Below are 13,036 nucleotides of genomic sequence, written 5' to 3'. Positions count from 1 at the left end.
TCCGCTTTGCATGCGAGCGTTCTATAAAAGAAGCAGGCAGCGAACCAACATCAAAAAATGGAGAACAAGATGAAACAATGTGCAGTATTCGCCATGTTCGGACATCGGATGCGTGGTCTGCTGACGCTGGCGGTGTTGGTCCTGGCATTCACCGCGGCGCCGGGCGCGCATGCTACTCCGATCTCGTGCAACGTCACTGGACAGACCAGCGATCCGCCTGCCGTCGGCGCCGTTTCGTTCGGGCGCGACGCGCCCGTCGGCAGCGCGACGCCTGCCTACTCGAACACCTTGAGCTTCCACTGTCAAGGCGACCCATGTTGCGACCGCGACATCTACCTGTATTTCAAGGCAGCGCCGACCACGCTCGTGCCGGGCTACAACGACGTCTATCCGACTAATGTGTCGGGCATCGGTGTCCGTTTCACGATATCGAACGGACCTGCGACTACGTGCAACAGTTTGCCGGCGATGGTGTCCAACGCGAGTCTACAGGTGATATGTCATCAGTTGCCCGGGAACACGACGCCCGGTTACGACTTTAACGTGACGATCTCGGCGCAGTTCATCAAGACGGGCGCCGTTGTGCCGGGCGCGCTCACTACGATTCCCGCGCTGTCGATCGCGAATTACAAGAACAATCAGAGCGGTACAGACGCGTGGGGCAACGCGTTTACAGGGGCGGCCAGCGGAAGCTTCAGCAGCATCGCCTGTTCGGTGACGCAGTCGGCCGTTCTGGTAACGATGCCGCAGGCAAATACGAAAGATCTTCCGTCCGTTGGCGCGACGACAGGCACCACGCCATTCAGTCTCTCGCTGAACTGCGACCCGGGTGTACGCGTCGCCGTAACCGTGACGGATGCCACAACGCCGTCGAACGGGAGCAATACCCTTTCGTTGACGGCGGACTCGACCGCGAAGGGCATCGGCTATCAGCTTTCATACGCGAATGTCCCGATTCTTTACGGACCGGATTCGTCGGCTGCTGGAAATACGAACCAGATTATGGTGTCGTCGTCACCGACTTCGGGCGGCGCGTTTTCGGTGCCGCTCAAGGCGAGCTACATCCGGACGGGCGTCGTGAATCCAGGAACGGCTAACGCGAAGGCCACGTTTACCATGTCGTATCAGTAACGGTCGCGCTTGCGGGCCGGTGCATTGGAGCATCGTCTGACAACAAGGCCCGAAGCATCTGCCGAGACGCCTCGGGCTTTTTTATGCGTGGCGAACAGTTGCGCGCGCCTTCACCCGCTCCAGTGGGGTTTCACCACCGGAAGCGACCCCGACCCGCGACACCAGCTAAAATAATGGGTTATCCCGGTACGTGTATCATCGCCGCTTCGCCTCGATTCCAGCGGGCGGCAGCCGGCCCATTGCCGGGCCCGATTGCCGTATCGCCGCCCGCCACAAGGGCGTGCGCCATGACCCTAATTGCCAATGTCAGTCTCCGAACTCAAACGCCGCCGCACGTTCGCGGTCATTTCCCACCCGGACGCGGGTAAAACCACGCTTACGGAAAAGCTGCTGCTGTTCTCGGGCGCGATCCAGATCGCGGGCACCGTGAAGGGCCGCAAGAGCAACCGCTACGCGACGTCCGACTGGATGGAAATCGAAAAGCAGCGCGGCATTTCCGTCGCCAGTTCGGTGATGCAGTTCGAGTACGGCGACTGCGTGATCAATCTGCTCGACACGCCGGGCCACGAGGACTTCTCGGAAGACACCTACCGCGTGCTGACGGCCGTCGATGCCGCCGTGATGGTGATCGACGGCGCGAACGGCGTTGAAGCGCAGACGCTCAAGCTGCTCGAAGTGTGCCGCAGCCGCAAGACGCCGATCGTCACGTTCATCAACAAGCTCGACCGCGAAGTGCGCGAGCCGCTCGATCTGCTCGACGAAATCGAACAGCATCTTGGTGTATCGGCGGTGCCGTTCACCTGGCCGATCGGCATGGGCAAGGACTTCCAGGGCGTCTACGACATCCAGAACGATCAGGTGCGCGTGTTCCGCGCGGGGCAGGACACGCTCGGCGGCGCGGTCGAAACGCTGCGCGCGCCGGACGACGCGGAAGGCGAGCGCCGCTTCGGCCACGCCTGGGTACGCGCGAAAGAAGAGATCGATCTGATTACGGGCGCAACGCCCTCGTTCGATCGCGACGAGTTCCTCGCGGGCCAGCAGTCGCCCGTGCTGTTCGGCTCGGCGATCAACAACTTCGGCGTGAAGGAAATTCTCGATGCGCTGGTCGATCTCGCGCCGCCGCCGTCCGCGCGTCTGACGGTGCAGCGCCCGGTGCAGCCGGACGAGCCGAAGTTCACGGGCGTCGTCTTCAAGGTGCAGGCGAACATGGATCTGGCGCACCGCGACCGCGTCGCGTTTATCCGCGTGTGTTCGGGACGTTTCGAGCGCGGCATGGCGCTGAAGGTCACGCGCAACAACAAGACGTTCCGTGCGAACAACGTCGTGACGTTCCTGTCGCAGCGCCGCGAGACGGTCAGCGAAGCGTACGCGGGCGACATCATCGGTATTCCGAATCACGGCACGCTGAGTCTCGGCGATACGCTGACGGAAGGCGAAATGCTGCAGTTCGTCGGCCTGCCGTTCTTCGCGCCGGAAATTTTCCAGACGGTCGAAGTGGTCGATCCGATGCGCTCCAAGCAACTTGGCGAAGCGCTGAAGCAACTCGGCGAAGAAGGCGCGATTCAGGTGTTCAAGCCGGTCATGGGCGGGCTGACCATTCTCGGCGCGGTTGGGCAGCTGCAGTTCGAAGTGGTGTCGCACCGACTGTCGACAGAATACAAGGTCGATGTGCGGATGGCGCCGGCGCGCTACCGGATGTCGCGCTGGGTGACATGCGACGACGCAGCCGAATTGCGCCGCTTCTGCGATTCATACGCGCAACGTATCGCCTACGATGCCGCCGATGCGCCGACCTATCTCGCGTCGCACATCTCCGAGATCGAAGTCGCGCAAAAGGCGTGGCCGAAGATCGTGTTCAACGAACTGCGCGAACATTCGGGCGCGCCGTTCCGGAAGGCGATGTAAAGCGAAGGACGGGCCGCCCGGCCCGTCCTTTCAAATGCGCGCCGGTTTGCGCATACGCAACACCCACGGCATCACTGATACGAGACCGTATAGGTAAGCTGCCCTTGCAACATCCCGGCCGAGACGGCGCCTGTGCGGTAATACTTGAGATTGAAGCCGATCGGGTAAGTGCCGCCTGTCGATGGATTGTATTGACTGAGCGTGTGTGCTGTCCCAAGAGCGAACGGGTTATCGGAATCATCCGTGACCATCAGGTCGACGCCCTTCACAGTCGACGTTTCACTCACTGAAAAAGTACCTGCAGCCGCATTGATCACGCCGCCCGGCGCATCAAGCCGGTACTGGATCGCATGGAGTTGCGGCGGACAGTTGGCCAGCGTGATGTCGAAGCGCGTGCGGCCTGCCGTAGACCCGGTCGACGACAGCGCACTCGCCGCAATGTCCGGCAGGTCGATGTTTGGGTCGGTAATGACCTGGCAAGTTTGCGCGACGATCTGGCCGCTCGTGGTCTGCAAGACCGAGATTGTCAGTCCGCCGAGCGAATACACGCCACTGGCCGTCGGGGTGATCGTGCCGGGCCCGATGGCGCCCGTCACGACAAGCTCGATGCCGTAGTAGTCGCCCCCGTTGGCGCTGTGCGTCTCACTGCCGCTGCCGGTATAGCTCCCCGTGTTGTTTGGCCCCCAATACTGCTGCCCGCCGCCGGGTCCTTTCGAATCAAAGAAGCGGATACCGATTCCAGGGACGCTTGTCGCATAGGTGTTGGACATGTTCGCGACGAGTGGCGCACCCGTCACGCCGTAGCTATAGCTGACCTGGAAGACGCAGGTTGCGTAGCTTCCCGTTGCGGGTTGAGCCTGCTGACGCGGCGACGTATACACGACAGAGCCGACGGCGGCATCGCGTGGCACGTTGATCGTGGGAATGTCGAACGTGTAAGTTTGCGTCGATACACCGTCCGCGAAGGTGCACGCGGCGTTTGCCGCCGGTATGCCCGGCGTCGTCAGGATCAGTGCAAGCAGTGCATTTCTGAAGGCAAGTACGCGCTCGCGGCGACGTTTCGAAGGAATGTGATTCATACATGGCCCGTGGCGCCGGCAGCGTTCAAGGTTGAGCGCGGCGGCGATGGCCCATATGCCGGCCCAGGTGCCGGTTCAGGGATTCCGTTTGGTTTCGCCGACGGGCAAGCGTCGACGAAACGCAATGAGGCCATCGCACGATTACGCCGCCTGTGAAACCGCGCAATCTATCGGGTGACCGGTATCAGCGCATTGATCGGCGGCAAGGCGAGTGCCGACGATACATGATCTGTTCGCACCGTCATGCCATGCCCAGCACCTGCTCCCGCATCCAGCTCGCAAACGCCTGCACATGTTCGAGCGTCGCGTGCCGCTCGGCGATATCCAGCCAGTACCCATAAGGCCCGCTCACCTCGATATCCGACATCGGCGCGAGGCTGCCTTCGCCCAGTTCCTCGACGATCATGTTGCGATCGACGATAGCGAGGCCCACGCCTTTGCGCGCCGCGTGGATCGCCTGTTCGAGCGTCGAGAACTCGATGCCGTTGTCGGCGTAATGCGCGGGCAGGCCCGCTTTTTCGAGCCAGTCGGGCCACAGGTTCAGGCGTGCGTCGTTGTGCAGTACGTGCAGCGCGGGCAGCGTTTCCAGCAGTTTGTCCAGCGGCTCGCCGCCAAGGCGCGGCGCGCCGACCAGCGTATGCCGCTCGATCATCAATAGCTCGGAATGCGCGTCGGGCAGCGCGTCGCGGCCGAAGCGGATGTTGCAGTGGCAGTCGTCGGTGGGCCCGGTGCGCACGGACAGTTCGACGTCCGGCAACTCGATGGCGAGCGAGCCGAGGCGCGGCGAAAACCATTGGGTGGCGAACGTGGGCGGCACCGACAGCACGAGGCGCCGGCGCCCTTTGGCCGTCGTGACCTGGCGCGTGCCGCGCTCGAGCGTGTCGAACGCTTCGGACACGCACGGCAGCAACTGCTGTCCGGCCTTCGTCAGACGGATGCCTTTGTGATCGCGCTCGAAGAGCTTCGCCCCAAGCGATTCTTCGAGAATCTTGATCTGCCGGCTGACGGCGCCCTGCGTGACGCACAGCGCAACGGCAGCGCGGTTGAAACTCATGTGCCGCGCCGTCTCTTCGAAAAAGCGCAACGCGATCAGCGAGGGCAGACGCCGCATAAACCTTCCTTCAGTCTCATCGTTCTTCTCTGTTACACCCGCATGCGCTTTCTTGACCGATGCGCAACAGTGGCACGACGGAAAGCCGCGCCGCGAGCCGCGGAGGCGATTCTACATGGTGCGCGGGGCGGCAGCGGGCGGACGGATGGCGCGCCTGCCCGGCGGTTCGGTCCGCACGTCCCCGGTCAAGTCTGTGGCACGCGCAAACGTCGAATGAACCCAGCCGCCTTCGACCAACCCGTCCCACAGCGCGACGCTCATCGCCTATCCTGATGGAATCGTGCGTGCTTTGGCCGCGCACCCACTCATTCGCGGAGCACCCGTGACCGTACGCAATCTCGACGCGTTGTTTCGCCCGAAATCCGTCGCCGTGATCGGCGCCTCGAATCGCGAGGGCAGCACGGGCGCGATGGTCTGGAAGCGGCTGATAGAAGGCGGCTTCGACGGCCCCGTCTGGGCCGTCAATCCGAAGTACGACATGCTCGACGGCCACGCCTGCGTCGGCAACGCGGGCGATCTGCCCGAAGCGCCCACGGTTGCGATCATCTGCACGCCGCCGACGACGTGGCCCGCCATCGTCCACACGCTCGGCGGGCACGGCACGCGCGCGGCGATCATCGTCGGCGAGGCGCGCTGCGACGACGACCGCGCCGACGTGCGCCACACGCTCGCCGCCGCGCGGCCGCATCTGTTGCGCGTCGTCGGGCCGGGCAGCCTCGGCGTCGTCACGCCCGCGCTCAAGGCGCATCTCGGCGCGCCTTCCGTGACGGTGCGCTCGGGCGGCGTCGCGTGGGTGTCGCAGTCGAATGCGTTGACGAACGCGGTGCTCGGCTGGGCGCATGCGCGCGGCCTGGGCTTTTCGCATGCGGTGGCGCTCGGCGACGAAGCCGACGTCGATGCTGGCGACGTACTCGACTATCTCGCGAGCGACCCCGGCACCCGCGCGATCCTGCTCGAAGTGGACTCCGTGAAGGCGGCGCGCAAGTTCATGTCGGCGGCGCGGGCGGCGGCGCGCAACAAGCCGGTGCTGGCATTGCGCTCGGGCCGCAGCGATCCCGACGATGCGCTCTACACGGCCGCATTCCGCCGCGCCGGCATGGTGCGCGTCGATGCGCTCGACGATCTGCTCGATGAAATCGAAACGCTGGGCGTGGGTCGCGTGGCGGCGGGCGCGACGGCAACGCTGATCACGAGCGACCGCGGCGTCGCGACGCTCGCCACCGACGCGTTCAAGGCCGCCGGCGATACGCTCGCGCCATGCCCGCCAGGCGCCGTCGATGCGCTTGCCCAAGCGTTGCCGCGCGCCGTGCCCGGCAATCCGCTGCTGCTCGGCAGCGACGCGCGCGCCGAGCATTTCGGCACGGCGCTGAAGGTGCTCGCCGATCAGCGTTCGACGGGGACGGCGTTCGTCGTGCACGCGTCGACGCACGGCGCGCCCGTCGAGGAAGTGGCGCAGGCGTTGATCGCGAATCAGCGCTACGCGTATCGCGGGCTGCTGGCGTGCTTTTTCGGCGGCGTGAAGCGCGAGACGCGCGACGCGTTGCACGAACACGGCATTCCTGTTCACACCACGCCGCAGCGGCTGGCGCGCGCGTTCGAGCGTCTCGTCGAGTATCGCCTCGTGCGCGAGCTGTTGATGCAGACGCCCGAAGGTCAGCCCGCGCGCGTGCCCGAAGCGATCGACGCCGCACAGGCGCAGGCATGCGCCGCGCTCTCGTCGGGCGTGACGCAGCTCGAAGGCGACGCCGCCGCGGGGCTGCTCGCGCACTTCGGGCTGCGCACCGTGCCCGACGAGGCGCGTGAGAACGCCGTCGTCGATATCACGGTGGAGCTGCGCGACGACGCCAACTTCGGCCCGGTGTTCTGTTTCACCGCGCCGTCCGAGCACGACGAAGCGCGGCCGATGTGCGTGTTCGGCCTGCCGCCGCTGAACCCTGTGCTGTCGGGCGACATCCTGTCGAACTCGGCGTATTCGCGCGAAGTCGCGCCCGAGCCGGTTCTGACTACGCTGACGTCGATCTCGCAGGCGGTGTCGGAGATACGCGAGATCGTTTCGCTGAAGCTCGTGCTGCGCGTGATGAGAAACGGCGCGGCGATCGTCGCGCCGCGCCTGTGGCTGTCGGCGAACCGGACGCGTTTCGCGATCATGCCGTATCCGCGGCGCTATGAAGAGACGCTCGACTGGCGCGGCCAGCGTATTACGGTGCGGCCCATTCGCCCGGAAGACGAAGCGGCGCATCGGGAGTTCGTCGAATCGATGACGCCCGACGATCTGCGCCTGCGCTTTTTCGGCGCGGTCGGCAGCTTCGATCATTCGCAGCTCGCGCGGATGACGCAGATCGACTACGACCGCGAAATGGCGTTGATCGCGACGACACAGAACGACGACGGTTCGACGCACACGCTGGGCGTCGTGCGCGCCGTCGCCGACCCGGACAACGAAACGGCCGAGTTCGCGATGGCCGTGCGTTCGGATCAGAAGGGCAAGGGGCTGGGGCGTCTGTTGATGGAGCGCATCATCGCGTATGCGCGCTCGCGCGGCACGCACTGGATTATCGGCGAGGCGTTGCGCGAGAACTCGGCGATGATCGGGCTGGCGACGGCAGTCGGCTTCACGACGACGCGTACGGAAGACCCGGGCGTGGTCGGCTTCAGGATGGCGCTCGATCAGCCGGACGAGACAGGCGCCGTGGGGTTCGGCGCGTCGCCTGCGTGTTCTGGCTCGGCTGCGGGCTCTGCCTCTGCCTCTGCGAACACGCGTCGCTGAGCGAGTATTTAAGCTGCGAGCTTCATCGCTGCCGCGTCCACCTGTTCGCGCGACACGGAGAGTTCTTCGAGCCACTCGGGGGCGTAAGTCGCGCCCGTTTCGCGTTCGAGGCGCGCGATCGTCGCTGCGCAGCGCACTGCATCCTTCGGTGTGGCGATGAACGGTTTCACCGATTGTCCTGCCGCGAAGGCTTCGAACAGCGGCACGCGGACTTCGTCGGGCAGCGCGCGGGTCCATTGATATGGCTTGCCGTTGAACGTGACTGTCGGCGGCAGCATGCGTTCTTTCTTTGCTGCGGGAATCAGGCCGAAGTTGCGGGCGGCATCGCCGATCTGATCGGCCGAGAAGAGTTCGTCGGGCGTGATGTCGAATTGCGCGATGAAGGTTTCGATCTGCTTCATTGCCGCGGCGCGGTCGTCGCGTTTTTGCTGCGCGCGGGAGACGATTTCACGGAGTTCGTCGGCTTCTTCGCTGGTGATGGTGAAGCTTGCCTGCTTCTGCTGGAGTTCGGAAAAACGCTGGAATTCGAGGTCGGACAGAAGTTTGGCCATAAAGGTTTCGGTTTGGGTTTGCGCGTGGGCGCAAAGGGATTTTTTGCGGTTTGGGAAGGGGCGACATTCTATCGCATTGGGGGTGGGAGGATCGCGTTTGGGATTTTGGTCTTCCGGTTGCGTTTTGCCTTCGTGGCGCGGGCGGCTTGGGTTGCTTTTGGTTTTGCTGGCATCCGCGGAGCCTGTCCGCATTTTTGTGGGCGAGGCGGTTAAAGGAATCGTTAGCCGCGCGCCTGCGTAAATCGATCGCCAAACAGAATAGCAAACTGGTTCATGGCTGACTTCCAGTCGAAGGCTGAGCGCACGTTTTTGGCCAGGACGTTGCGCAATGCCAGCCAGAGTAGCTTGATTGCAGCCTCGTCATTGGGGAAGTGACCGCGGGTCTTGATGATCTTGCGCAACTGCATGTTCAGACTCTCAATGGCGTTCGTGGTGTACACGACCCGCCGGATCTCGGGTGGAAACACGAAGAACGGCGTGACGTGCTCCCAGGCGCGCTGCCAGGACTGCACGATAGTCGGGTATTTCGCGCCCCATGGCCCATCAGCAAAGGCCTGCAGAGCCTGCTTCGCTGCCTCTTCGCTGGCAGCTGCGTAGATCGGACGCAGCGCCTGGGCGACAGCCTTGCGGTCCTTCCAGCCAGCGTATTCCAGGCTGTTGCGGATCAGATGCACGATGCAGGTCTGCACCGCCGTCTTCGGGTAAGCTGCGCCGATCGCGTCGGTCAGCCCCTTCAGGCCGTCAACGACCGCAATCAGGATGTCCTGGCAGCCGCGGTTCTTGAGTTCGTTGAACACCTTGAGCCAGAACTTCGCGCCCTCGGTCTGCTCAATCCACAGGCCCAGCACATCGCGCTGGCCGTCCGCCTGAATGCCCAGAGCCAGATACACCGCCTTGTTGCTGACCACACCGTCATCGCGGATCTTGACCCGCAACGCGTCGAAGAAGACCACCGGATACATCGTCTCGAGCGGACGGTTCTGCCAGGCCAGCGTTTCGGCCATCACCTCGTCGGTGACCGAACTGATGAAATCGGGCGACACCTCGGTGCCGTAGCTCTCGGCCAGAAAGGCCTGGATCTCGCGCACGCTCATGCCACGCGCGTACATCGCGATGATGCGCTCGTCAAAGCCGGTGAAGCGGCGCTCGTGTTTGGGGATCAGGATCGGCTCGAAGCTGCCGTCGCGGTCGCGCGGCAACTCGACCCGGACGACGCCACGATCGGTGATGACCGTCTTGCGGCTGGCGCCGTTGCGCTCGTTGGCCTGGCCAGCGGGTTTCGATTCGCCCGGTGGATACCCCAGATGCAGATTCATCTCCGCACCCATCGCGCGTTCGATAATCGCCTTGTTAAACGCCAGCATCAGATCCTGCACCTCGGTCGGCGTCATCGGCCCCTTGACCAGCTCGTCCAGCAGCGCTTTGGGCAGTTCAGGCAGCGGCCCTCGGGCCGCTGCCTGAGACGCCACCGTGCGTTTCTTCTTCATTGGCATATCCATGACTTTTACCTCTCATGATATGCCTCGCCCACAAAATGACGGATAGGTCCCATCCGCGAATTGCTTTTGCTTTCGCTGGCATCCGCGATGCGTTATCTAGCTTCACGCGTCGCCCCTGTGCGGGGCGGCACCTACTTTTCTTTGCCGCCGCAAAGAAAAGTAGGCAAAAGAAAGCGGCTCACACCGCCAATTCTTGACGTTTTCCCACGGGCCCCCAACGTCCCCACCCTTCACACGGCAACGCCCTTGTCCGTGTGCGTTGCCAACGCGCTGAATGAGCGCCTCACCCACTTCAAACACCCATACATGAGCCAGCGGCAGCGAATGGTACGTGCCGCCCAGGTGGCAAACTGTGTGTAGGGCCTCGGTGCTCCACATGCTTCACTCCAGACCGATTGAGCACGCGCTCCACCCTGTAAGAGCGCTAACGTGTACGTCGGGAAAACCTACACACAGTTTGCCACCTGGGCGGCCGTGGACTGTCTGGTGAGGCATGCTGAAACGCGGGAGCGTGAAGCGGGTGAGGCGCTTAGCAAGAGCGCTGGCAACGAACACGAATGACGTGATTGCCGTGTGAAGGATGGGGACGTTGGGGGCCCGTGGATAAGAACATGGGCTGGCGGTGTGAGCCGCTTTCTTTTGCCTACTTTTCTTTGCGGCGGCAAAGAAAAGTAGGTGCCGCCCCGCACAGGGGCGACGCGTGAAGCACGCTAACAATTCGCGGATGCCCGCGAAAGCAAAAGCAAAAGCAAAAGCAAAAGCAAAAGCAAAAGCAAAAGCAAAAGCAAAAGCAAAAGCAAAAGCAAAACGCCGATGCCAGCGCAAACCCCAATCAGGCTGCGCCAAAAAACCACAACAACAAAAAACCGCTACCTCACCTCAGGCCCCGCAAACATCGACAACCCCTGCACAATCTCCCGCAACATCTGCGTAACCTGATCCAGCGAAGGCGCCACATACTCATCAATCCGCTTAAGAAAAGGACAAGTCATCGCAGCAATCGCCTGCCCTGACGCCGTCAGCACAGGAAAAGTCAAATCGGTGACACCAAAAATCTGCTGACTGTCCTTCTGCGAAAACCCAGCCGCGCGAATAGCCTCGCACGCGCCTTCGAGCGCGCCATGATCGATCGTCACCTCGCCTTTGACCTTGGTGTGCTCGGCGAGCATATGCGCCCGCTGCTCAGGCGTCTGAAAAGCCAGCATCGTGCGCCCCGAACTCGTATCGATCAGCCCCACCCGCGACCCGAGCCGCACCGAAATACCCCACGTGCCAGGTCCATCCACCTGCGCAATCACCAGCAGATTGCCACGGTCGTAGACAGCAAGATGACACGACTGCTCAGCATCGGCAGCAAAGCGCTGCATCAACGGTAAAGCCTCGGAAATCAACCGGTTCATCGGCGGATGCCGATGCGCAAGCGCATACAACTTCAGACTCAGCGAATACCGGTCGCCCCCCGCCGATCGCACCACGTATTGACGCGCCACCAGCCGCTCCAGCATCCGGTACATCTCGCTCGCATTCCGCCCCAGCAGCTTCGTGATCTCGGCACGCGTCAAGCCGCTCTTCTGCTCGGCAAGCAGTTCGAGTATGTCCAGACCCTTGTCCAGCGCAGGCGCGCGATATCGGTCTGCGTCGTCCTTGTCTTCTACATCCATCGTCGGCAGTCGGTTCGTGTTTGACGTTCGCATTTGATTATCGGCTGTCAGAGGACGGGCACACAGGGCGCACAGCTCCAGGGAAAACACCCACGCACGGCACGTTGACTTGTCAATATTCGTATATGAATAATACGTTCATTGGTGAATGAATGCACCAATGCCCATAAGAAAGTGAAAGGTGGATGTACCCGGTTCGCCGGTTCCTCTTCCCACAACGCAGACGGAAGCAGGCTTGAAAGCCGCTCCCATCGACACAGGAGACAAGCATGGGTTTCGCCAGGGAGCCGCGCGCGGCTCGCCGTTTCGTTCAGAACGCGTTGACGGCCGCCGTGGCCGCGACGTGCATCGCAGGCATCACGTTCAGCGCGGCCGCGCAGGCCGACACGGCCAAGGTCGGTCTCGGCCTGCCGCTTCTCACGTCGCCGTTCTGGCAGTCGTACAACAACTATTTGCCGAAGTACGCGAAGGAAATGGGCATCGACATCCTCGCGCCCGTCAATTCGAACAACGACCCCGCGCAGCAGATCACCGACATGAACAACATGGTGAATCTCGGCGCCAAGGGCATCGTCGTCGGGCCGATCGATTCGGCGGCGATCAGCCGCGCACTCGATTCGGCATCGGCGAAGAACGTCGCCGTGGTCGCCGTCGACGTCGCGCCGACGCAAGGCAAGGTCGCGATGGTCGTGCGCGCCGACAACCGTGCGTACGGCACGAATGCGTGCAAGTACATCGGCGAGCATGTGAAGTCCGGCAAGGTCGTGCAGATCATGGGCGATCTGGCGTCCGTCAACGGACGCGACCGTTCGGAAGCCTTCCGCGCGTGCCTGAAGAGCTACCCGGCGCTGTCGCTGCTGGAGATTCCGGCGGGCTGGAAGGGCGATGTCGCGGCGAGTTCGCTGGATAGCCTGTTGACCGCGAATCCCGATGTGAAGGCGATCTACATGCAGGCGGGCGGCGTCTATCTGTCGCCGACTTTGCAGACGTTGCGCCGCAAGCAGATGCTGTTTCCCGCAGGCGATGCGAAGCACGTCGTGATCGTCAGCAACGACGGTATTCCGCAAGAGTTCGACGCGATCCGCAAGGGCGAAATCGACGCGACCATTTCGCAGCCCGCCGATCTCTACGCGAAGTACGGTCTGTACTACATGAAGGCCGCGCTCGCCGGGCAGACGTTCAAGCCGGGTCCGACCGATCACGGCAGCAACATCGTGCAGCTGCAGCCGGGAGTGCTCGAAGACCAGCTGCCCGCGCCGCTCGTGACGAAGGCGAATGTCGACGACAAGAACTTCTGGGGCAACACGCTCAAGTGAGCACTTAAGTGAGCGA

At 62.9% G+C, this 13,036-nt stretch carries 9 protein-coding genes; 4 read left to right on the top strand and 5 right to left on the bottom strand.

Translation table 11 applies throughout. From position 1 onward, the window contains the following. Positions 1-69: 69 nt before the first annotated feature. Together C2L66_RS28615 and C2L66_RS28610 are read left to right on the top strand one after the other, a co-directional pair. Complete coding sequence (locus C2L66_RS28615; RefSeq protein ID WP_158512175.1) at positions 70-1,131, top strand: fimbrial protein; 1,062 nt, start codon at positions 70-72, stop codon at positions 1,129-1,131. A gap of 303 nt (positions 1,132-1,434) precedes the next feature. Beyond that, on the top strand, positions 1,435-3,036 hold the full coding sequence (locus tag C2L66_RS28610) for a peptide chain release factor 3 (protein ID WP_054933371.1): 1,602 nt from the start codon (positions 1,435-1,437) through the stop codon (positions 3,034-3,036). Between the two features lie 71 nt (positions 3,037-3,107). On the opposite strand, the gene C2L66_RS28605 is transcribed toward C2L66_RS28610, so the two are convergent. After that, entirely contained in the window at positions 3,108-4,115 is a 1,008-nt protein-coding gene (locus tag C2L66_RS28605) for a fimbrial protein (RefSeq protein WP_060604869.1), read from the bottom strand. 241 nt (positions 4,116-4,356) lie between these two features. Beyond that, a complete protein-coding gene (locus C2L66_RS28600) occupies positions 4,357-5,226 on the bottom strand; it encodes a LysR family transcriptional regulator (protein ID WP_060604872.1) in 870 nt (289 codons plus the stop codon). A 322-nt stretch (positions 5,227-5,548) separates the two neighbouring features. Between C2L66_RS28600 and C2L66_RS28595 the strand changes: the two genes are divergently transcribed. Further along, a complete protein-coding gene (locus C2L66_RS28595; RefSeq protein WP_060604874.1) occupies positions 5,549-7,993 on the top strand; it encodes a bifunctional acetate--CoA ligase family protein/GNAT family N-acetyltransferase in 2,445 nt (814 codons plus the stop codon). 8 nt (positions 7,994-8,001) lie between these two features. On the opposite strand, the gene C2L66_RS28590 is transcribed toward C2L66_RS28595, so the two are convergent. The 3 genes from C2L66_RS28590 to C2L66_RS28580 all read right to left on the bottom strand — a co-directional run bounded on the left by C2L66_RS28590 (position 8,002) and on the right by C2L66_RS28580 (position 11,704). After that, a complete protein-coding gene (locus C2L66_RS28590; protein ID WP_054933375.1) occupies positions 8,002-8,544 on the bottom strand; it encodes a hypothetical protein in 543 nt (180 codons plus the stop codon). 221 nt (positions 8,545-8,765) lie between these two features. Beyond that, complete coding sequence (locus C2L66_RS28585; protein WP_409372571.1) at positions 8,766-10,037, bottom strand: IS256 family transposase; 1,272 nt, start codon at positions 10,035-10,037, stop codon at positions 8,766-8,768. Between the two features lie 875 nt (positions 10,038-10,912). Continuing rightward, a complete protein-coding gene (locus tag C2L66_RS28580; protein ID WP_054933382.1) occupies positions 10,913-11,704 on the bottom strand; it encodes an IclR family transcriptional regulator in 792 nt (263 codons plus the stop codon). Between the two features lie 269 nt (positions 11,705-11,973). Here C2L66_RS28580 and C2L66_RS28575 point away from each other — a divergent pair, with 269 nt between their 5' ends. Then, the gene (locus tag C2L66_RS28575) at positions 11,974-13,020 is read left to right on the top strand and encodes a sugar ABC transporter substrate-binding protein (RefSeq protein WP_060604877.1); all 1,047 of its coding nucleotides are present in this window, start codon (positions 11,974-11,976) and stop codon (positions 13,018-13,020) included. Positions 13,021-13,036 lie beyond the last annotated feature (16 nt).

Source organism: Paraburkholderia caribensis, from assembly GCF_002902945.1.
Classification (GTDB): domain Bacteria; phylum Pseudomonadota; class Gammaproteobacteria; order Burkholderiales; family Burkholderiaceae; genus Paraburkholderia; species Paraburkholderia caribensis.
This window is presented reverse-complemented; position numbering and strand designations above follow the sequence as displayed.